The organism is Bifidobacterium biavatii DSM 23969 (assembly GCF_000741165.1).
Taxonomy (GTDB): Bacteria; Actinomycetota; Actinomycetes; order Actinomycetales; family Bifidobacteriaceae; genus Bifidobacterium; species Bifidobacterium biavatii.
This window is the reverse complement of sequence record NZ_JGYN01000026.1, coordinates 1-21,387: the sequence shown is the minus strand read 5'-3', so window position 1 is coordinate 21,387 and position 21,387 is coordinate 1. Positions and strand designations below refer to the sequence as shown.

General features: G+C 63.2%; 13 protein-coding genes, 4 tRNA genes and 1 pseudogene. 17 read left to right on the top strand and 1 reads right to left on the bottom strand.

Annotation, left to right across the window (positions count from 1 at the left end):
- The 12 genes and pseudogenes from BBIA_RS14455 to dapC form a co-directional block, all read left to right on the top strand.
- Nucleotides 1-694, top strand: a pseudogene (locus BBIA_RS14455) (hypothetical protein); the annotation flags it as partial.
- A 246-nt stretch (nucleotides 695-940) separates the two neighbouring features.
- Nucleotides 941-1,234 (top strand): co-chaperone GroES, encoded by a 294-nt coding sequence (groES, locus tag BBIA_RS09155; protein ID WP_033493871.1) that lies wholly within the window; start codon nucleotides 941-943, stop codon nucleotides 1,232-1,234.
- A 161-nt stretch (nucleotides 1,235-1,395) separates the two neighbouring features.
- The gene (locus BBIA_RS09150) at nucleotides 1,396-2,370 is read left to right on the top strand and encodes an AAA family ATPase (RefSeq protein WP_051923940.1); all 975 of its coding nucleotides are present in this window, start codon (nucleotides 1,396-1,398) and stop codon (nucleotides 2,368-2,370) included.
- Between the two features lie 48 nt (nucleotides 2,371-2,418).
- Complete coding sequence (locus BBIA_RS09145; RefSeq protein ID WP_033493873.1) at nucleotides 2,419-6,789, top strand: transglutaminaseTgpA domain-containing protein; 4,371 nt, start codon at nucleotides 2,419-2,421, stop codon at nucleotides 6,787-6,789.
- Nucleotides 6,790-7,066: 277 nt separating this feature from the next.
- Nucleotides 7,067-7,148 (top strand) — tRNA-Tyr (locus BBIA_RS09140).
- Nucleotide 7,149: 1 nt separating this feature from the next.
- Nucleotides 7,150-7,221: transfer RNA gene (locus tag BBIA_RS09135), tRNA-Thr, on the top strand.
- A 4-nt stretch (nucleotides 7,222-7,225) separates the two neighbouring features.
- A tRNA-Met gene (locus tag BBIA_RS09130) sits at nucleotides 7,226-7,299 on the top strand.
- 50 nt (nucleotides 7,300-7,349) lie between these two features.
- Nucleotides 7,350-7,520 carry a 50S ribosomal protein L33 gene (gene rpmG, locus BBIA_RS09125; RefSeq protein ID WP_003814458.1) on the top strand — a complete coding sequence of 57 codons (171 nt, stop codon included), beginning with the start codon at nucleotides 7,350-7,352 and terminating at the stop codon, nucleotides 7,518-7,520.
- A 66-nt stretch (nucleotides 7,521-7,586) separates the two neighbouring features.
- Nucleotides 7,587-8,771 (top strand): UDP-N-acetylmuramate dehydrogenase, encoded by a 1,185-nt coding sequence (locus BBIA_RS09120; RefSeq protein WP_033493875.1) that lies wholly within the window; start codon nucleotides 7,587-7,589, stop codon nucleotides 8,769-8,771.
- Between the two features lie 156 nt (nucleotides 8,772-8,927).
- A complete protein-coding gene (locus BBIA_RS09115; RefSeq protein ID WP_033494027.1) occupies nucleotides 8,928-10,460 on the top strand; it encodes an amino acid permease in 1,533 nt (510 codons plus the stop codon).
- Between the two features lie 150 nt (nucleotides 10,461-10,610).
- The gene (fdxA, locus tag BBIA_RS09110; protein WP_033493877.1) at nucleotides 10,611-10,931 is read left to right on the top strand and encodes a ferredoxin; all 321 of its coding nucleotides are present in this window, start codon (nucleotides 10,611-10,613) and stop codon (nucleotides 10,929-10,931) included.
- A 215-nt stretch (nucleotides 10,932-11,146) separates the two neighbouring features.
- Nucleotides 11,147-12,313 (top strand): succinyldiaminopimelate transaminase, encoded by a 1,167-nt coding sequence (gene dapC / locus BBIA_RS09105; RefSeq protein ID WP_033493879.1) that lies wholly within the window; start codon nucleotides 11,147-11,149, stop codon nucleotides 12,311-12,313.
- Between the two features lie 243 nt (nucleotides 12,314-12,556).
- On the opposite strand, the gene dinB is transcribed toward dapC, so the two are convergent.
- On the bottom strand, nucleotides 12,557-13,846 hold the full coding sequence (dinB, locus tag BBIA_RS09100; RefSeq protein WP_033493881.1) for a DNA polymerase IV: 1,290 nt from the start codon (nucleotides 13,844-13,846) through the stop codon (nucleotides 12,557-12,559).
- A 114-nt stretch (nucleotides 13,847-13,960) separates the two neighbouring features.
- On the opposite strand from dinB, the gene BBIA_RS09095 reads away from it, so the two are divergent.
- The 5 genes from BBIA_RS09095 to BBIA_RS14940 all read left to right on the top strand — a co-directional run bounded on the left by BBIA_RS09095 (nucleotide 13,961) and on the right by BBIA_RS14940 (nucleotide 20,694).
- Entirely contained in the window at nucleotides 13,961-14,896 is a 936-nt protein-coding gene (locus BBIA_RS09095) for an EamA family transporter (protein ID WP_033493882.1), read from the top strand.
- Nucleotides 14,897-15,105: 209 nt separating this feature from the next.
- Nucleotides 15,106-15,193 (top strand) — tRNA-Ser (locus BBIA_RS09090).
- 306 nt (nucleotides 15,194-15,499) lie between these two features.
- Nucleotides 15,500-16,924, top strand: coding sequence for an ATP-binding protein (locus BBIA_RS09085; RefSeq protein ID WP_033493885.1), 1,425 nt, complete (start codon nucleotides 15,500-15,502; stop codon nucleotides 16,922-16,924).
- Between the two features lie 211 nt (nucleotides 16,925-17,135).
- On the top strand, nucleotides 17,136-17,291 hold the full coding sequence (locus tag BBIA_RS14535) for a hypothetical protein (RefSeq protein WP_162835002.1): 156 nt from the start codon (nucleotides 17,136-17,138) through the stop codon (nucleotides 17,289-17,291).
- 334 nt (nucleotides 17,292-17,625) lie between these two features.
- Complete coding sequence (locus BBIA_RS14940; protein WP_033493886.1) at nucleotides 17,626-20,694, top strand: immunoglobulin-like domain-containing protein; 3,069 nt, start codon at nucleotides 17,626-17,628, stop codon at nucleotides 20,692-20,694.
- Nucleotides 20,695-21,387 lie beyond the last annotated feature (693 nt).

Genomic DNA, 21,387 nt, shown 5'->3' with positions numbered 1-21,387 from the left:
CGCACGCGAAGAGGCTCGCCGCCAGGCCGAGCAGGTCGCCGCGGCCGGGGATATGGCCCGCGCGCAGGCCATGGTGCAGGAGCGTGCGCTCGCCGAGGCGCAGCAGGCCCAATCGGCGGGTCAGGCTGCGGCCGGTGCCGCGCAGCCGGTGCGGCCGCTCGACGAAGCGCGTGCACAAACGGCGGTGGGCTCCGTTGCCCATGAAGCATCCGACGAGACTAACGAGCTGAGCAGCGTGCGTCCGTCGCGCGCGCTCGACGCGGTCGACATGACGTCGTCGCCGGACCTGATCTCGTTCTCGCTCGGAGCACCGCGCAACGGCATCGAACTCAAGTCGCAGACGCCGGAAAGCTTGGAGATCAAGTCGACCAAGCAGGTCGCCAAGGCCGTTCCGGTGGAGCAGGACGCACAGCCGCAGGCTGATGCGCAGTCCGGTGCGCAGTCCGGTGCTCAGGTCGACTCGTCTGCCGATGCCGCCGCGTCCGACGCTGTGCCAGCCAACCAGCCGTCGCAGGCCGAAACCGCGGAGGACCAGTCCGCGCAGCAGCCGGAGTCCGTCGCACAGACCGCTCCGCTCAGCGACACTGCTGCGTTCCACGCCGCGGAAATCAACCGTGACGTCGACGCGCCCGAGGCGACCGCCGAGTCGCTCAGCGTCGGGCTGGAGGCGATCCTGTCCCGCCGTTCCGCCTGACGTTCGGGCTTATTCGCCACGGCGTCATCCATACTTGCCGAGCCGGGTCCTTCCTACGGGAAAGGCCCGGCTTTCTCGTTGTGCGCGGCGTTTCACTCTCAGCGTTAGCACTCGAGTTGGCAGAGTGCTAAAAAGCGCGCTACGATGTGTACCAGCGCGAAGGAACGACGCGAAGTGATCGTCAGCCTCTTCGGCGGACTTCCGGCGCGGACATACTGGATTTTTCTAGATACGAGGTGACCTACAGTGTCGATCAAGCTCACACCGTTGGAGGACAAGATCATCGTCAAGCAGGCCGAGGCCGAGACGCAGACCGCTTCCGGTCTGTACATCCCGGACAACGCCAAGGAGAAGCCGCAGCAGGGCGAAGTTCTGGCCGTTGGCCCGGGCCGCCGCGACGACAAGGGCGAGCGCATCCCGATGGACGTCAAGGTCGGCGACAAGGTGCTGTACTCCAAGTACGGCGGCACCGAGGTGCACTACGAGGGCGAGGACTACCTGATCGTCTCCGCTCGCGACATTCTCGCCATCCTCGGCTGAGACCGTCGCAAGGCGTACGTCGCCTGACGCACGTTTCGCAAATCCCGTTCGGCAACACGCCGGGCGGGATTTTTTGTGTCCAATTTCGCCCTCAGCGCGCCTGCCCAGCCGGGAACGATATTCTTGGAACAGATGTATGAACTATCCGACTGGGGGAAGCCATGCAGGACGTTTCAACGACGAAATCACCCGCGACCATCATCGCCGATCTGGTCGGCGCGCTCGACTCCGTGCTCTCGTGCCCGCGCGAGGTCATCGAACTGGCTGTATGCACGTTCACGGCCGGCGGCCATCTGCTGCTTGAGGACGTGCCCGGCGTGGGCAAGACGACGCTGGCGCGCGCGCTCGCCCGTGCAATGGGCGGCGAGTCGCGCCGCATCCAGTTCACCCCGGACCTGCTGCCGTCCGATCTGACTGGCGTGAGCATCTACTCGCAAAGCTCCGGCCGGTTCGACTTCCATCCGGGCCCGTTGTTCACCAACATCGTCATCGCCGACGAGGTGAACCGCGCAAACCCGAAGGCCCAGTCGGCCATGCTTGAGGCGATGGGAGAGAGGCAGATCACCGTGGACGGCAACACGTACGAGCTGCCCGACCCGTATTTCGTGGTCGCCACGCAGAATCCGATCGAATTGGAGGGCACGTATCCGCTGCCGGAAGCGCAGCTGGACCGTTTTATGGCCTGCACGAGCTTCGGCTATCCGAGCGCCGGGACTGAAGCGGCGATGCTCACCGGCGAGCATGTGATGCGTCCGCTTGAGGGATTGCAGGAAGTATGCTCGCTCGACGACATGCGCGCGCTGCGCGAGTCGGTCGCAAGCGTGTCGTTGTCGCCGCAGATCGCCGATTACATCGTCGCGCTGGTGGACGCCACGCGCGACCGCGACGGCGTGCGCTACGGTGTTTCGCCGCGCGGCAGCCTGCATCTGGCGATCATGGCCCGCGCCCGTGCGCTGGCGGCCGGCCGCGCGTTCGTTGTACCGGACGACGTGCAGTCGCTTGCGGTGCCGGTGCTCGCGCATCGGCTCGTGCTCGACAACGCCGGTTACGGCACGCTGTCGATGGAGGGTGCGCGCCGCGTGATCCGGGAGATCGTCGGCTCGGTGCCTGCGCCGAGAGCCGGCAGACGCGCATAGCCGTCGGCGCCGGGATTGGCATACTACGGCAGGATTGTGGGGGTTGCGATGGGGAAGCTGCTGCACCGAAACCGTTCTCGCGAAACGTCGCACAACGTTCCGTGCGCGGTGGCCGGCAGGGGGCGCTGGCGCCGGCACGGGCTGATCCGGCCCAGCGTGGCCGGCGCGATCGTATTGGCCGGCGATGCCGCGTTCTGGTTCCTGGCGCTGATGCTCGACGACCGCGTGCTGGTCGTCGGCGCGCTGCTGCTGGCGATCGTTTGGATCTGCTCGCTGATGACGGTCGTCGCGCAATGGCTGTCCGTCGGCCGCGGCGCGACGTCGTGGGTGACGCCGCGGTCGGTGCATGAACGGCGGCAATACGAGCGGCTCGATCAGGACGGCCGCGTCATCGAACGGTTTGCCGGAGACAGGCCGACCGCGCGCGGCCTGTACCGTTGCGTTTCGCTGTTCGCCTGGTGGCATGACCCGTTCGGCCTGTTTTCCGCCTCCCGCGTGCTGCCGCAGCGCGACGAGCTCGTCGTGCTGCCCGACGCCGACGACAAGGCCGGCAACGGACGGCAGGCCACGGACCAACGGCTGCAAGGCCAGTCGCACAGCGACGACACGGGCGGTGTGCGCGATTACGTGCCCGGGGACCCGCCGAAATTGATCTCGTGGAAGGCCACCGCGCATCGCGGCGAACTCATGACCCGCGAAACCGGGCGCGAAGTGCAGGCCGCCACGATCGTCGTACTGGACGCACGGCGGGGGAGCGTGCAGAACGGCGCGGAAAAGCCGGACGCGGACGTGTCGGCCGTCACAGCCGGGCAACTCGACGCGCAAATCGAACACGTATTGCCGTTGCTGGAGACAACGTCCGCGCATCGTCGGCTGATCGTCACCGACGGCGTGCGCGTGGCCGACGAGCCGAGCCGTGTGGCCCGCCTGCTCGCCGCGGCCATGCCGGTCGTCGACGATGACGCCGACGAACACGCGTACGCATCCCGGGTGCGCGAAATAGTCTCACGCCAGCAGGGCGTGGTGAACGTGCGGCTGCTCACCCCGCACCCGCAGGGCGCGCTCGCTGCCGCGCTGCGGCGCGTCGTCGGACAAGACCAGCTGCGCGTGGTGGAGGTCGCGGAACCTGAGACGGACGGCCGTGGCGCGCCTGCGCGTGAAACATCCCGCGGAATTTCCCGTGGAACAGCGCGTGAAACGCAAACTGCCGGATATCACGCCGGTCTTGCCGACGACAAGGCGGCAATCGCCAGCCGGGCGTTCGCTGCCGCGGCACTGATCGTGTTCTTCACGTTCTCGGTGCTCTCGCTCACTAGCATCATCGCCGGCGGTTGGTGGTCATGGTTCCTTGGCGTCGGACTCGCGCTCGTCGCGGTCGAAGCGAACCTTCCCTGCCGGTCGCGCGCCCGCTATGCGGCGCGAACGCTCGCCGTCATCGCGCTCGTCGCCGTTGCCGCGCTGGCGCTCATCGTCTTCCGCATCCGCGCCGGCAACGGACTGTGGCTGTTCGACGGCGACGCGCTGCAACGCAACAGCATCAACGAAATCGTCATCGATCCGGCGGCGGCCACGTCGCAGGACGCCACTGACGCCGTCAGCGGCATAACGCCGTGGCGCTATCTCGCCGACGAGTTCGCCGCCGGATTCACCTCGCTGAACATGCAGCTGCCGCCAGTCAACGTCAACGCGGACGGCGACGTCGTGCTGCTCGCCGCGGCCGCCGCGATCGTCATCGTCATGCGGCTGCTGCTCGTCGCGCGCCGATCCACGCCCGCGTTCGCGCTGCTGCCGGTCGTCGCGTTCGCCGCCGACTACGCGTTCATGGGCCGCGAAGCCGACCTGTGGCGCATCGTGGCGGTCGCGCTGCTGTTCCTGCTCTCGCTGTGGGCCGTGCGGCCCGAACGCGCGTTCCCCGCGCTGCCGGTCACCGCGTCGGCCGTCGTCGCCGCGCTCGTGTTCTCGCTCACGCCATCCACGCTGGACCTTGCATACGCCGTGCCGATCGCCCTCGGCAACTCCACCGGCCTGCTCACCGCCAACACGATCAACCCCATGGTCGACCTCAAACGATCGCTCACCAGCGGCTCGGCGTCGACCGTGCTCACCTACAAGGCCACGGACCGCACCTACCTGCGCATGGCCACGCTCGACGACTTTAACGGCGACATGTGGAGCTACGACGAATCGCTCGCCAAATCGGCCGAACTGTACGGTGCAGGCATCCAGCTCGGCCACAACGCCGACGAAGACGACGACAGCGAATACATGTTCCAAACCAACGACCCGCTGTACCTGTACTCGAACATGCTCAGCGTCGTCAACGGCGACGTCGGCGGCTCCTACGAAGCGCCGAACGTGACACTGGGCAGCGAAAACACGATGAATCTGCGGCGCAGCATGTCGCAGTACTACATCGACGTCGACGTGACGATCACCACGCTGCGCTCGCGATTCCTGCCCGTGCCGGCCGCCACCAGCTTCGTGTCCGGCCTGTCCGGCTGGATGCGCTCCGGTTCGACCATCTACAGTCGCGAATCGTCCACCGACCAGGGCATGCAGTACGGCGCATACGGCATCGGTATGCAGCCCATCACCTCCACCACGGAATTCCGGCGCATCAGTTCCGTCGCATCGCTGCGGGATAGCCTGAAGCAAACCATGACGACGCTGAAAGGCGACGAGGAAACGCTCGAAACCAAATGGCAGCGGATGGTGGATGACGGCGTGGCCACGCTGGAAGACGGCTGGCTGCTCATCCCGGTGACCATGGACGCCGACGGAACCGTGCGGGACTCGTCCGGCAGTGAAATCGGCAGCGCATCCTATACGGGGAATTCCGACGACCCGTACATGTCGTCCGTCGGCAATCCCAAACCGGACATCTCCGCCGGCATGTTCCTGGCCGACGCGTTCCGGCGGAGCGTCGGCTACGACGACGAGTCGACGACGCTCGCTTTGGGTGTGGACAACAACGACGAGAACCGCGCCCTGCTGGGCGTGCACAACGGCAGTCTGGCGGAACAGACCGTGGACCCGTCGACCGGCGAGCCGGAAGACGACGAGGATACGATCGGCGGCAGCACATCCACCTTCGGTGTGGCCGTCAACCTGTTCGAAAAGCACGGCTACGATATGCGATGGTCGCTCAACGGGCAGAAAACCGACGACAAGGACATGGCCGCCGCCATGCAGAAAAGCTTCGACCGGATCGACGAACTCAACGCGAGGGCCGCCTCCCGATACCGCTCCCTACCCGACGACCTGCCAGGCAACGTCACCGCGCTCGTCAAACAGGCCAAGGCGGACGGCGTCGCCACCGACGGCAAAGGCTACGACCATCAGGTCGCGGCGATGCAATGGCTCGTCGACTACTTCACCAACAGCGCTAACGGATTCGCTTACTCGCTCGACGCGCCCGACGGCAACGGCCGGTCCAATCTCGACGTCATCAACGACTTCCTCAAGGAACGTTCCGGCTACTGCACGCACTATGCGACCACACTCGCCGTGCTCGGCCGTGCGATGGGTGTGCCCACGCGCGTCGTGCTCGGCTACAACCGCGGCGTCGGCGACTCGATCGGCGGAACGTACGTGGTCGCCGCCAAACAGCTGCACGCCTGGACTGAAGCGTATATCGACGACATCGGCTGGGTGCCGTTCGACGTGACGCCTGCCACCACCGAAAACGGCAGCGCGTCCGATTCGACCGACACGTCCGGCTCGTCCTCGTCCACCGGATCGTCGACCGACGACACGCCGACGGTGGACCTCGGAGACAAGTCCGGCAACGCGAACGAGACCACCGACGGAGCGACCACCGAAGACGGGACTTCCGACGAGACCACCGACGACACCGCGGCCGACGCGACGGCCGGCAAGACGACGCGCCGCATCGTGCCCGAAGATGCCTCGCCGTGGATGGCGGCGGCGATCTGGACGGCGATCGTGCTGTGCGTGCTACTGGCCATATCGTTGCTGCCCGCGCTGGCGCGACGATTGCGGCGCATGAGACGACTCGCGACCGTGCGTCGCAGCGGTAGCCGGCGCGGATGGCTGGCCGGTTGGGCCGAATTGTGCGACAGCGCGTGGGATGCCGGCCTGCGATGGTCTGACAGCGATACGGACCGCACGATCGGTGCGCTGATCGCCGAACGCTTTGGCGGCGCGCTCGGCTCCGACGCGCCGGACGGCGGCGCGGTCGACTACGCGCGGCACGTTGATGCGTTGCTGTTCGCCGACGGCACCGGAGCTGCGGGCGCAGCCGCTTCCGGTGTTGCGGGCGAACCATCCTCGGAATGCGGACCGTATGCTTCCGTGGCCAACGGCCTTGCCGCGATCCGCGAGACATGCCGCACGGAATCCTGGCCGCGGCGTCTGCACCGATTCCTGTTCCCTGCATCCTTCCTGCGCCGCAGATAACCCGAACGCCGGTGGCGGTCCGGCCTTGCCGAGGGAGATCCTGCCCAAGCGGGGCTGTGCGCGTGGGAGGAAGGCGGCGTCACGAGCCGAGCGAGCCGAGGAACGCGTATCGGCCGCAAAATTCCAGGACCGGTTTTCCGGAGATGCTGCGGCAGTGAGCCACAAAACGTTGGAATTCCAACGCAACACGCCGTAAGCGCCTCCGATTTGCGCTTGTCGCAGACCTATGGCATATTAGTCGAGTTGTCAAAAACGACCTAGGTCGCAGAGATGACATGGCGGATTTCCCAAGCGGTCAAAGGGAACTGACTGTAAATCAGTCGCCTCGTGCTTCAGTGGTTCGAATCCACTATCCGCCACGCCCCGATAGCTCAGTGGTAGAGCACTTCCTTGGTAAGGAAGAGGTCGTGAGTCCAATTCTCACTCGGGGCTCTCTGGCGGGATAGCTCAGCTGGCTAGAGCGTACGACTCATAATCGTAAGGTCAAGAGTTCGAGTCTCTTTCTCGCTACAAATGTCGGCGGAACAGCCGATGGACAACGAACACAAGAGGTGAACCAAATGGCAAGCAAGAGCGCCGACATCCGTCCGGGCATCACGCTGGCATGCACCGAGTGCAAGGAGCGTAACTACATCACGACCAAGAACCGTCGTAACACGCCGGATCGTCTTGAGCTGAAGAAGTTCTGCCCGCGCTGCGGCAAGCAGACCGTGCACCGCGAGACCCGCTGAGCCGGTTCAACACCAAGCTTTCAAACCCGACCTACACGGTCGGGTTTTTTGTTTATGCTGACACACATGACTTCTTTTGCGGACATCACCACCATCGGCGTGGGCGGGCCGATCGCCCGATTCATCGAACCGACCTCGCGCGTCGGCGTCATCGAAGCCGTCGAAGACGCGGATTCCAAGCATCTGCCGCTATGCGTCATCGGCGGCGGCTCCAACATGCTCGTCGCCGACGCGCCGTTCGACGGCGTGGTCGTGCGCGACGCGCGCCGTCGCATCACCGTGCCGGACGAGGCCGCCCCGGTCGAAAACGGCGAGCGCATCGTCCACGTCAACGCGGAAGCCGGCTGCAACTGGGACGATTTCGTCGCGTTCACCGTCGAACTCGGCCTCGAGGGCGTCGAGGGCCTGTCAGGCATTCCCGGCACGGTCGGCGCGTCGGTCGTGCAGAACATCGGCGCGTACGGGCAGGAGGTCGCCACCACGGTCGAATCCGTGGAGGTCTGGGATCGCCGCGACAAGAAAACGCTGGACATTCCGGCCACGGACATGGGCTTCGGGTATCGCATGAGCCGGCTCAAGGAGAGCATGTACGCGGCTCCGGCCACACCGGCGGCCGAATTCTTCCCGTCGCCGCGTTACATCGTGCTGTCGGTCACGTTCGCGCTCAGGCACAGCGCGACCGGCACGGTCGGCTACGGGCAGCTCGCCAAGGCGCTCGGCGTCGAGGTCGGCGACCGCATGGCGACCAAGGCGATCCGCGACGCGGTGCTCAAGGTTCGCGCGGCCAAAGGCATGCTCGAGGACGCCGGCAGGTACGCGAATCCGGCGATGGCCGGTACTAAGCGTGACGATCAGCTGGCGATCGCACGGCGTGCGCAGGAATCCATGCCTGACTACAACCGCCACAGCTGCGGCAGTTTCTTCATGAACCCGATCCTGACGCCCGAGGCGGCGGCCGCACTCCCCGAAGACGCGCCGCGCTTCGACGCGACGCTGCCGAACGGCGAACCAGGCGTCAAGACGTCCGCCGCGTGGCTCATCGACCACGCCGGCTTCCACAAGGGCTACAGGATCGCGGACGACGCGTCCGCCGGCCTGTCCACGCTGCACACGCTCGCGCTGACCAATCGCGGCAATGCGACCGCCGCCGATATCGCGGCCCTTGCGCGCGTCGTGCAGGACGGTGTCGAGGCCGCGTTCGGCGTGCGGCTCGTGCCCGAACCGGTCGTGGTGGGCCTCGACCTGCGATGAGCCTGACCGGTTCGGGAACGGGCGTCTCGAACCGGTGCAAACCCGCCGAAACGGCCCCTTGCGCGATGTAACACGTTTCGCTTATGCTCGACTGTTGATAATTACACGACCATCAGTCGAAACGACGCCGACAGAGAAGAGGCGAAACGTATGTCCATGCACATATTCCGCACAAAATCAGTCGAGCAGACCATCGCCGAAACCGGCGAAGCGGGCCGCTCGCTCAAACGCAATCTCACATGGTGGGATCTGTCCATCATGGGCGTTGCTGTCGCGGTCGGCGCCGGCATCTTCTCGGTCGGCGCGCAGGCTGCCGCGTTCCACGCCGGCCCGGCCGTCATCATCAGCTTCCTGATCGCCGGCATCGTGTGCGGCGCGGCCGTCATGTGCTACGCGGAATTCGCGTCCATGATCCCGGTCGCCGGCTCCGCGTACACGTTCACCTACACCACGGTCGGCGAGATCATGGCCTGGGTGATCGGCTGGGACCTCATCCTCGAAATGCTCATGGCCGGCTCGGTCATCTCCAAATACTGGGGCGTGTACCTCAACGACTTCATGCGGCTCATGGGCTGGAACGCGAACACGAACCTCACGTTCGGCTCGTTCCACATCGACATCGCGCCGATCATCATCGTCGCGTTCTTCACCACGCTGCTCGTCTTCGGCACCAAAATCGGCGCCCGCGTCGACGGTGCGATGACCGTGCTCAAGATCGCGATCGTCTTCTTCGTCGTCATCGTCGGCTTCTTCTACGTCAAGGCGTCCAACTTCACGCCGTTCATCCCGCCGAGCGAGCCCGCGTCCGCCGTTTCCGGCTCTATGGTCGCCGGCGAAATGACCCAGCCGCTGTGGCAGTTCCTCACCGGCATGACTCCCTCCATCTACGGCGTGCCGGGCATCCTATCGGGCGCGGCGCTCGTGTTCTTCGCGTTCATCGGCTTCGACGTGGTCGCCACCGCGTCCGAGGAAACCATCAACCCGAAGAAGAACGTGCCGCTCGGCATCGGCGTGGGCATGGCGCTCATCATCATCATGTACATGCTCGTCGCGATCGTGACCACCGGCATGGTCTCGTACAAGGACCTCGCCGCGCAGGACAGCCCGTCGCTGGCCACCGCGTTCGAGCTCGTCGGCGCGAACTGGGCCGCGAAGATCATCAGCTTCGGCATCGTGCTGGGACTCGCGACCGTGGTCATGGTGCTGCTGCTCGGCCTGACGCGCGTCGTGTTCGCGATGAGCCGCGACGGCCTGCTGCCGCGCGGACTGTCCAAGACCGGCAAGCACGGCACGCCCGCCGCGCTGCAGATCTGCGTGGGCGTCGTGGTCGCGCTCGTCGCCGCGCTGTTCGACATCGGTGTGCTCTCCGACATGGTGAACATCGGCACGCTGTCCGCGTTCACGCTCGTCGCGCTGTCCGTGCCGATCATGCGCAAGAAGCGCCCGGAACTGCCGCGCGCGTTCAAGATGCCTGGCAACCCGTGGGTGCCGATCCTGATCGCGCTCGCCAACCTGTGGCTCATGCTCAACCTGTCGGTGCTCACGTGGGTCCGATTCCTCGTGTGGCTCGTCATCGGCTTCTGCGTGTACTTCGGCTATAGCTACCGCCACGCGCGCCTCGGCACCGGCGAGCTCGACAAGGAGCTGGACGACGAGCTGGCCAAGGCCGGCGGCGCGCTCCGGTCGTGACCTGAGTTTTGGTTGTGGCGCGCTCTGGTCGTGACGAGCTTCGATTGCGACCGGCGCGCTCCGGTCGTGGCACGTGCTCCGGCGACGGGACTGCGGCACGCGTCCGAACTGTGGACTAGGCTTGAATGAGCTCAAAGTAAGGAGAACACCATGCCATACGTTGTCGCTCAGCCTTGCGTGGATGTCAAGGACAAGGCCTGCGTGGACGAGTGCCCGGTCGATTGCATCTACGAGGGCTCCCGCTCGCTGTACATCAACCCGAACGAGTGCGTGGACTGCGGCGCGTGCGAGCCCGTGTGCCCGACCGAGGCCATCTTCTACGAGGACGACCTGCCCGAGGAGTGGGCCTGGTACAAGGACGCCGCCATCGACTTCTTCGCCGAGGTCGGCGATTTCGGTGGTGCCTCCGCGCACGGCCCGATCGGCAAGGATCCGGCGCAGGTCGCCGCGCTGCCGCCGCAGAACCAGTGAGGTTGCGCGGGCGCGAGCGTGATTGATTCGTCAGGATGATCTGTCAGGATGATCTGTCAGTCCGCGCGTTCCGTTGATCTTCGACTGACTGTTCGGTGAATCGGCCGTCGCCATGTGCGGCGGCCTTTTCCATATCATGTTCATAGCACGTTCCGCATCGCGTTCCGCTCGCCGCCGTCATTGCGGTGTCCGTCGCGCCAACCAAGGGGTACATCATGGGTTTTCACACGTTCGAGTCGCCGTATGACTGGTCGCGCATCGCCGGCTACAAGCGCACGGCGAAGGCCGCGTTCGGCGGCATGATCGACCTGTCCGTCGGCTCGCCCGTCGACCCGGTGCCCGACTCGGTGCGCGCTGCGCTGGCCGAGTCGTCGAACGATCCGAACGCGTACGGATATCCGGCGACGATCGGCACCGCCGACCTGCGCGCGGCGATCGCCGACTGGTTCCACGACTGCCGCAACGTCGATTTGGCCGCGATCGGCGCGGCCGTCGTGCCGACCGTCGGTTCGAAGGAGGCCGTCGCGCTCATGGCGTCGCTGCTGCACTTCGGCGAGGGCGACGTGATCGTCCAGCCGGCCGTTTCGTATCCGACGTACGAGATCGGCACTCAGCTGGCCGGCGCGCGCACGCTCAAGGTTGCGGACGTCGCCGACGTGGATTCGTGGCGCAACGTGCCTGGCGTGCGCGCGATTTGGGTCAACTCGCCGTGCAATCCGACCGGCGACATGCTGACCGCCGCGCAGATGGTCGCGATCGTTGCGGCCGCGCGCGAGATCGGCGCGGTGGTGCTGTCCGACGAATGCTACGCGCTGATGACGTGGGGGAGTGCTGCTGCTGATTCCGACGTGACGGGCGGAACTGTGACGGCGGGTCTTGCGCCGGCGCCCTGCGCGCTTGCAGCTGACGTGTGCGGCGGTACGGCCGACGGCGTGCTCGTCCTGTATTCGCTGAGCAAGCAGAGCAACATGGCCGGCTATCGTACTGCGTTCATCGCAGGCGACGCCGCGCTCGTCACGCCGATGATCGAATACCGCAAGCAGATCGGCCAGATCATTCCCGGTCCCGTGCAGGCCGCGATGGCCGCCGGACTGCGCGACCATGCAGCCGTGCGCACGCAGCACGACCGCTACCGCGACCGGCTCGGCACGCTCGTAAGCGCCCTGCGCGCCTACGGATACGCCACGAATATGCCCGACGGCGCGCTGTACGTGTGGGTGCGCACCAAGTCCGGCGACTGCTGGCAGGACATGGCCACGCTCGCCGAAATCGGCATCATCGCCAGCCCGGGCGAATTCTACGGAGCCCCCGAATACCTGCGCTTCTCCGCCACCGCCTCCGATCAAGCCATCGCCGACGCCGCGGAGCGGCTCGCGCGCTGAAAAACGGAATCGCGCTGTCGCGCGATGCTGTGTGTCCAGCGGGCATCAATCGCTGTCGTTCTAACGTGGTTCAACGCGCTCTGATGCTGGCGGTAGCTCTCGGCTCCCTCGGCTGAGGGAGCTGGCACGCGAAGCGTGACTGAGGGAGCGTCGCGGCGCTACGCGCCGCCAACAAACAGCATCGCGCGACAGCGCGATTCCGATACAACAGACGTTGTACACGCGCCAAAATGCGAAAAACCGTTATAAGCCGAGGGTGGCGGCTTTGGCGCCGTATTTTCGGCGCACGGCGTCGAGCGCCTGCTCAGCCTCGCGCAGGCGGTTCGCCTTGGTGGGAGTGGGCATTACGTTGGCTTCCGCGTCCGTCTCCTCAAGCAGGTCGTCGAGCGTGGGCTGGATCACCGCGCCGGCGGCCTCCACGAGCCCGCTCGCGCTCATGCCGGCAAGACGAATCTCGCGCGGCAGCGAAATATCCTCGCCGGCCGACGGCGCAACCCCCAGCATCGCGCGCAACAATGCCACGCACTGCGGGTACAGTGCGCTCGCCGTATCCACCGGGCGTTCCATTGTATGCGCCTTCGTCATATACGTCAGATCGGCGAACCGCAACTTGACCGTCACCGTGCGCGCCAGCAGACCGCGCCGTCGCAGCGTGGACGCCACGTCGTCGCACGCCCATCGCAGCAGACCGCACACGCGGCGCATGTCGCGCGTATCCTCCTCAAACGTGCGTTCCGCACCAACCGACTTCTCCGGCGCGCGCGGCGCGACGACGCGTTCGTCCAATCCGCGCGCGGCCAAATACAATCCGTGCGCAAGCGTCGTCGACCCGCCGCACGCGCGCACCAGCGCATCCTCGCTCATCGCGGCCAGATCGGCCACCGAATTAACTCCCCACGCGACCAAGCGCTTCTCCAACGCCGGACCGATGCCGGGAATGCCACGCAACGGCATCATCTGCACAAATTCGGCGTGCCGGGCCACGGGAATCAGCAGCATGCCGTCCGGCTTCGCGTTTGTGGACGCCATTTTCGCAACCAACTTGTTCGCGGCGATCCCCACCGAACACGTGACGTGATAGCGCGACGCGACTTCACGGCGCATCCACGCGCCGATCGCGCTCGGCCGCTCCCACTGCAGCAGCGCGGCGGACACGTCCATATAGCATTCGTCCACCGACACCTGCTCGATGCGGTCGGTGACCTGCGAGAACACCTCGCGGAAAATCCGCCGCGACATCATGCGGTAGTACGTCATGTCCACCGGCAGAAACACGCCGTTCGGGCACAACTGGCGTGCGCGGGCCGACGGCATGGCCGAATTGATGCCATACAGGCGCGCCTCGTAACTCGCCGCCGACACCACCGAACGCGGTCCCGTGCCGATGATGACCGGCAGTCCCTTGAGCTCCGGATGGCGCGCCACTTCGAGCGAGGCGTAGAACGCGTCCATGTCGATGTGCAGCACCGTGCATCCGGTCTCGTCGTGCCCCCAATCTCGCTTGGCGGCGGCCAGCCTCGGTGCAGTGCTCATGCCACCACCATACCGGATACTTAGAACAAACGTTCGATTCGCGTGTCGCGGCGTCCACGCCAAAACGCTGCCTGCCACACGCTGTCCACTCGGCGCCGAGTAGGCTGGAATGCTGTGAAGAAAGCAATCCTTGACCTGCTCAACCGGGTGCCCGTGTTCGTTGTTGTCATGGGCGAAGCCGTGATGATCTACCTCGCCACCGCCATCGCCAAAGTCGCGTTCACGCAGCTCGACCCGCTGTATGCCGTGTGGTTCCGCGTCGGATTCATGACGCTCATGCTGCTCGCGTGGCGTCGCCCGTGGCGCGCCGCGAAACGCGCCGTCCTACCGCACGACGCACGCGGATGGGCTATCGTGGCCGGCTGCGGACTCGCCGTCGCGCTCATGAACACCATGTTCTACGTGGCGATCAGCAACATGGACATGGGCATCGCCGTGGCGATCGAATTCATCGGACCGCTGAGCGTGGCCGTGATCACCGGACGCAGCTGGCGCGAACGGCTTGGCATCGTCATCGCTGCATGCGGCGTCGTGCTGCTGGCCGGCGTGTCGCTCGCCGGCGCGAACGGCAGCCATTTTCTGATCGGCCTGATCGCCGTGCTGATCGGCGGATCGATGTGGGGCGTGTACATCGTGCTCGGCCGGCAGATCGCCTCGCGTGGCAACTCGCTCGACAATCTGAGCGTCGCGATCGGCATCGGCTGGATCGCGCAGACGCTATTCCTCGGCCCCGGCGCGATCGAACACGTCATCCATCCCAAGGCGAGCGCGACGTGGGCAGCCGCGCCCGGCGGCGCGTGGAAACTGCTCGGCCTGCTGCTGCTCATCGCCACGTTCGCGTCGTTCATCCCGTACATGACCGACCAGATCGTCATGCGACGCACTACGTCCGGCGCGTTTTCCGTCATGCAGTCGATTAACCCGGCTGTCGCGGTCGGCATCGGACTTGCGTTCGGCGAAATCCCGACGGTTTGGGAGTGCGTCGGCGTGGCGTTGGTGATCGTCGCTGTGATCGTCACGTTCTCCGGCGATCAGGCGCCGGCTCGGTAGCAGCGCGTGTCGGCTGGTGGCGATGCGTGCGGTTGCGGTTGTGCCATGCGATGCGATGTGTGATGTCGCGTGCAACGTGTGATGTTGCGCGCGGCGTGAGACCTGATGTGAATTCGTGTTGTTTGCGGCGATCGCCGTGTCGCCTGTTGTGTTGTCCGACGGTGGGTGATACAGTTACATGCTGTTGCGCCGTTATGCGGCAAAACAGTGGAGTCATGCCTGAGTGGCCGATAGGGGCACCCTGCTAAGGTGTTAGTCGCTTTTCGCGGCTCGAGGGTTCGAATCCCTCTGACTCCGCGGACAAGGGTTTTACGGGTGATCGTAAAACCCTTTTTTCATGCCGAGAACGATTCATGTATTCGAACGTTCTGATACAGTCGTGGGCGACGCCGTACCATGCGGCGTTCCCGTTGATATGACGGGCCGATACTGGGTGTAGCCCGGTATGAGAAAAGGCCCGACGCTGCGAACATCGGGCCTTACTGGGTTATCGGCTTACGCCCTTACCCTAAAGGGTACAAGATGAATCGTATCACGATTCATTGTATCTTGCTTAATTTAATCTTGATTCAATAAGAGCTGTGTTTGTGGTAGCATGGCGTCATGGCATTCATAGGACGACGCGACGATCTGGAACTGCTCGAGGACTGTTTCCGCGAAAAACGAGCGCAGCTGGTGTTCGTCTACGGGCGCAGACGCGTGGGCAAAACCGAAACGCTGACGCAATTCGCGAAGGGCAAGGATACTTTGTTCTTTGCTGCGCAGAACGCCACGAAGGAGGATCAGCTCGCCTCGTTTTCGCGCCTTATGTTCGATGCCGGTGCTCCGGGACGGGAGTATCTGAGTCAGTATCCGACGTGGGAAGCCGCCTTGTCTGAACTTGCGCGGCTGCCCGAACCGTCGGACGGCGGCCGCAGATTGGTGATATTCGACGAGTTTCCATATCTGGCCAAATCGGACCCGTCGCTGCCGTCGGTATTGCAGAATTTATGGGATCACACGCTGCGTCACGCGAATCTCATGATCGTAATCTGCGGCAGTTCAATGAGCTTCATCGAGAAGGAGCTGCTGTCGGAGAAGTCGCCATTGTACGGCCGTGCGACCGGGATCCTCAAAATGACCCCGCTGCCATACTGGGACGCAGTGAAATTCTTCCCCGACTACAGCGTCGAGGACAAGGCCTTGGCGTATGCGATCCTTGGCGGCGTTCCCCGTTATCTTGAGGAGTTCGACCCCGAAGAAAGCCTTGAGGCCAACATCAAGCGCAGAATCCTGCGCCGCATCGCCCCGTTGTACAGCGAGGTGGAGTTCCTGCTGCACGAGGAGCTGCGGGAAACCGCCAAATACAACAGCATCATTCGCGCGATCGCCTTGGGAGGAACCTCCCTCAACGAGATAGCCACCCACACGATGATGCCCGGCGCGACCGTTGCGGCATACCTGTCGAATCTGATGGAGCTTGGCATCGTGGAACGGGAGTTCCCCGCCAGCGCCAAGATCAAGGAACACGCGAAAGGCGCGAGGGGACTGTACCGGTTGATCGACAACTTCTTCCGCTTCTGGTACATGTTCGTCTTCCCCTACCGTTCGGAATTGGAGCGCGGTGACGTCAATGACGTGTACGAGCGTTGCGTTCGTCCAACGCTCCATGATTTCGCCGGTTTGCCGTTCGAGGGAATGTGCCGTGAATGGATGTGGCGCGAAAGCATCAACGGGCGTCTTCCGTTCCGTGCGAGAACCGTCGGACGATGGTGGGATCGCACCCGTGAGATCGACGTGATGGCCGTCGCCGATTCCGGAGATCGCGCCATTGTCGGCGAATGCAAGTTCCGTAACACGCCGATGGATGTGCCGATGCTGAATCTGCTGCGCGACCGCGCCGCACACATCGGCGTGCCAGACCGACAGTATTACCTGTTTTCGCTCGGCGGATTCACCAAACCGTTGATCGACGCAGCTTCCGCCGAACAATCCGACGTAAGGCTCCTTGACCTCGACGACCTGTTTGCTGTGGGGCAGCGCGCCTGATGCCCGGAATCGCCACTTGATCATGATGCGTTCTGATACAGTCGTGGGCAACGCCGTACCATGCGGCGTTCCCGTTGATATGACGGGCCGATACTGGACCTATAGCCCCGATACTGGGTGTAAGCCCGGTATAAGAAAAGGCCCGACGTTTGCAGCATCGGGCCTTCGTGTTGATTACCGGCTTGCGCCCTTAATCAACAAAGGTTGCAAGATGAATCATATCACGATGCACGGCACGCTAACCGTGAACGGACGTACCGTGATCGTCCACATAGGCGATCACGAAGCGACGGCCACGGTGGACGGCACACCATTCAACGTGTGCAACGTCTGGCAGCTCTATCAGCTGCTACGGCTGCTCGTGTAGCGGTCATTAAGGGCGTGGTGCTCACTCGTTGGGTGTCACGCCTGCAACCTTGAACCCGACATGAACGCCGGCGAGCGCTTGCAGTATGCTGCGGAACATGATGCCTGATGTTGGGAATCGCCACTTGGTCACGTAGCGGTCGAGTGCGTATATGCCAAGTGTGAAGATCTTGACGGCAGTGCGATGACGCACTGAACGGATGATTGGGCGTGTTCGAACTCGCCTGGATAGAGTCCCCCCCCCCTCATTAGCGTTGTTTCATGAGGCGCGGGCCTGTGGTGACGTGTCTTGCGAAGGATTTTCTAGGGTTTCTAGAGGGATTAGGGAGGCGCTCATGGGAGTGCGTTATCTTCATGCTGGAATACTGGGGAGAGTGGTCGGATTCGTGTGCGCGTTGGCGATGCTGCTGACGGGCGCGCTCGTGGCCTCTCCCGCGTATGCTGCCGACGAGTCGACCGGTGATGTCGTGCTTGACTGGAATTGGGATGGTCATACGCCGAATGGCTTGGATGCGAACCCTGTGGTCAAGGGTGCGCGTAATGGGGATGATTGGACGCCGGACCTGCAATCACGGGATAAGAATCTGATTCCAAGCAATACGATGGTCAATGGTCAGTACCGGCCTTTTTATGGTTGGAATTCGAAGGCTGACGGTACTGGTGACTGGTACGACTTCATGGAAAAGTATGCAATCCATCATCAATGGAAGGAATACCTGACCAATGGTTTGCCGAAGACCACGGATGGCGGGGTGAAGTATCCCGCAGACGGAAAACTGTACGCCCAGTGGTCTCTGCCCAATGGTTGGTATTCTCCGGTTGCGTTGTCGTATACGGCTGAGACTGCTGATGCGGTGAAGAATCTGAGTTTGCGCGCGTATCCTGCGGATTGGAAGACGCTTTCTGATCCACGGTATTTCAGCCGTTCGTTGTATGTGACGATGTGCTCGGCTGCGTCGTGTGATTGGGAAAATGCGGTGTCGTTGGTTCCGTTGCGTATTCCTGCGTCTGGTGTGGCGACGTTCACGCTGAAGGAGAAGGCTGCTGGTAATGAGCAGGCTTTGGATGATCTGCTTGCCAAGGCGTTCGCCGACCAGTCGGTCACCTCGCTGAAGATCTCCGACAGCTGGGAAAGTGGTAATGATGGTGTTGCGGTTATTGATTTGCGCAAGCCTGCTGATGCGAAGGTGAATGCCCCGCAGTCGCCGAAGTTCAGCGGCTGGGAACTGGCCCCCACTGCCTCGTTCACGGCTGAGTTGGGTTCCCGGTTTGATCCGTTGCAGCAGGGGATTACTGCGACGGATGCTGCTGGTAATGATTTGACGTCGAAGATTGAAGCGTCGGGCAATGTGGATACGTCGAAGCTGGGCAAGTATACGGTTGATTATCGTGTGACCGACGCGCAAGGTTATGTCGCGACCGCTCGTCGGACGGTGGAAGTGGTGATGCCGTCGGTGCCTGAGAGCAAGTTGACCGCAGAGAACAAGGTGGATGGTCTGGTCGAAACCAAGCTCGAATCTTCTCCGAATGAGAATAATGAGAATGAAGGCAGGCTTTGGGTGTCTTTCGTTTTGCATCCGGGTAAGGCGTACGCCAACACGCAAGTGGCATTCTATAGCATCCCGCGTAACGGCGTATACCGTCATTCGTTTATACTTCGTGTTGGTCAGGATGGGGCGACTCAAGGTCATAACACGGCTAGTGATGATTCTTTCCGTGTTGGTGAGAATCGTGTTGTGGTGGTTCCGTTGTCTGATCCGTCGAAGGTCATGTGGGATTCATTTGAGATTAAGGACAATACGCCTCCTACGATTTCGGGTGCTGATGATACGTCGGTGAGTTTGAATGCCACGTCGTTTGATCCGCTCTCTGGTGTGACCGCGTCGGATGAGACTGATGGTGATCTGACCAAGAGCATGGCCATTGATGGCAAGGTGGATACGACGAAGCCTGGCTTGTATGAGTTGAACTACACGGTGTCCGACAAGGTTGGTCATAAGGTGCGTTGGTCTCGTGTGGTGAACGTGGTGCCTGCCAAGGATAGCGAGTTCACGCAGGATACGAAGAATCCTCAGCTGACGTCGTCTGCAGCGGTTCATCCGGGCGACCAGATGACGCTTACTGTGGGCAAGGATCATGCTGGTCAGTCGGCTGGCGTGTATGCGCAGCGGAAGTCGTCTGCGGCCGCATCGTATGCGCTTGCGCGTGCTCGTGTTCGTGCGGTGGCGTCTGGTCGTGTGACGTTGTCGGATAAGACCACGGTTGCGCCGGATGGTACGGTCACGGTGCCGGTTCCGGCGTCGATGACTGCGGGTGATTATTATCTGGTGGTCACGTATCCGGGTGGCATGATGTGGAATGATCTGACCGTCGAGGCGAAGGAAACCCCGAAGCCGACCGACAAGACCAAGCCGGTCATCACTGGTGCTGCGGATGTGGCCATCGATCAGAACGCCAAGTTTGACCCGTTGTCTGGTGTGACGGCGCAGGATGAGACCGATGGTGATCTGACCAAGGGCATCAAGGTTGAGGGTACGGTCGATATCGCCAAGCCGGGTGAGTACAAGCTGACCTATACGGTCTCCGATAAGGCCGGTAACACGGCCACGGTGACTCGCACGGTGACGGTGAAGGCGAAGGTTGAGCCGAAGCCGGATACCACTAAGCCGGTCATCACGGGCGCTACCGATGTGACGATCGACCAGAACGCCACGTTTGACCCGTTGTCTGGTGTGACGGCGAAGGATGAGACTGATGGTGATCTGACGAAGAGCATCAAGGTTGAGGGCACGGTGGATACCGCGAAGCCGGGTGAGTACCAGCTGACGTACACGGTTTCTGACAAGGCCGGTAATCAGGCTACGGTGACTCGCACGGTGACGGTGAAGAGTGAGCCGTCGAATCCTGATCAGCCGGGTCAGCCGTCTGAGCCGAGCACCCCGTCCGAGCCCAGCAAGCCGAGTGAGCCGTCCAAGCCGGCGGTGAAGGCCGTTGCCGTGTACCGCGTGTACAACCGCAACTCGGGTCTGCACCACTACACGACGAGCAAGGCCGAGCGCGACTATCTGGTCAAGCTTGGTTGGCGTGACGAGGGCACGTCGTTCAACGCGGTCGCTAAGGATGCGTCGAACAAGGATCTCAAGCCGGTGTACCGTGAGTACAACCGTCGCGACGGCAACCACAACTGGACGATGAACAAGGCCGAGCACGACCATCTCGTCAAGCTTGGTTGGAAGGACGAGGGTGTCGCCTGGTATGTGGATTCCACTGCCGGTGTGAATGTGTATCGTCTGTACAACCCGAATAGTGGTGAGCATGTGTACACGACCAGTAAGGTCGAGTACCAGAAGGTTGGTGCTGCTGGTTGGCGTCAGGAGGGTGTTGCTTGGCAGAGCCTGAAGTAGCGTGCCGCTGACCGTCAATAACCATTGAGTGGGGGCTTCACTTGTGGGGGCTCCCACTTTTGTTGTTGGTGATGGCACTGCTTGTATTGGAATCGCGCTGTCGCGCGATGCTGTGTTGTTGGCGGCGCGTAGCGCCGCGACGCTCCCTCAGTCACGGCTACGCCGTGCCAGCTCCCTCAGCCGAGGGAGCCGAGAGCTGCCGCCAGCTTCAGAAGGCTTTGCGGTTATAGAGCTGGTGCTTTGATGTGTCTGGTAGAGGCTTCTTGGCTGGGGTGAGCTGTGAAAAGCAGACGCCGGAGGTGTTTGTAAGCGAAGAGTGAGCAATAATGGCTGACGCTCTGGCGTGGTTTCAACGCCTCGCAATGCTGGTGGTAGCTCTCGGCCCCCTCGGCTGAGGGGGCTCCCGGCGGAGCCGGGTGGGGGAGCGTCGCGGCCGAAGGCCGCCAACAGCACAGCATCGCGCGCAGCGCGATTCCGATATGACGGGTGTATTGATGCCGTCATGCGCGGCGAAGGGTGGAAGACCCCGTTCGGGGGGAGGAAGCGGGCGTTGACTACGTAGTAAGCGGAGCCGGAGGTACGCCCTTGTCCGTCCGTCTCCGTGGATTATTCTACCGGCTTGATGCCGTGAAACGCCAAGAATGGCGTCTGTTTTCTGAGACAAATATCGGAAAAGTGTTACGTCAAACGATT

Excerpts from the sequence above, each read along its gene's own strand:
- dinB (WP_033493881.1), bottom strand. The coding sequence starts at position 13,846 with ATGAGCACTGCACCGAGGCTGGCCGCCGCCAAGCGAGATTGGGGGCAC.
- BBIA_RS09145 (WP_033493873.1), top strand. The coding sequence starts at position 2,419 with ATGGGGAAGCTGCTGCACCGAAACCGTTCTCGCGAAACGTCGCACAAC.
- BBIA_RS09085 (WP_033493885.1), top strand. The coding sequence starts at position 15,500 with ATGGCATTCATAGGACGACGCGACGATCTGGAACTGCTCGAGGACTGT.
- BBIA_RS14940 (WP_033493886.1), top strand. The coding sequence starts at position 17,626 with ATGGGAGTGCGTTATCTTCATGCTGGAATACTGGGGAGAGTGGTCGGA.
- dapC (WP_033493879.1), top strand. The coding sequence starts at position 11,147 with ATGGGTTTTCACACGTTCGAGTCGCCGTATGACTGGTCGCGCATCGCC.
- BBIA_RS09115 (WP_033494027.1), top strand. The coding sequence starts at position 8,928 with ATGCACATATTCCGCACAAAATCAGTCGAGCAGACCATCGCCGAAACC.
- rpmG (WP_003814458.1), top strand. The coding sequence starts at position 7,350 with ATGGCAAGCAAGAGCGCCGACATCCGTCCGGGCATCACGCTGGCATGC.
- fdxA (WP_033493877.1), top strand. The coding sequence starts at position 10,611 with ATGCCATACGTTGTCGCTCAGCCTTGCGTGGATGTCAAGGACAAGGCC.
- BBIA_RS09120 (WP_033493875.1), top strand. The coding sequence starts at position 7,587 with ATGACTTCTTTTGCGGACATCACCACCATCGGCGTGGGCGGGCCGATC.
- BBIA_RS09150 (WP_051923940.1), top strand. The coding sequence starts at position 1,396 with ATGCAGGACGTTTCAACGACGAAATCACCCGCGACCATCATCGCCGAT.
- BBIA_RS14535 (WP_162835002.1), top strand. The coding sequence starts at position 17,136 with ATGAATCATATCACGATGCACGGCACGCTAACCGTGAACGGACGTACC.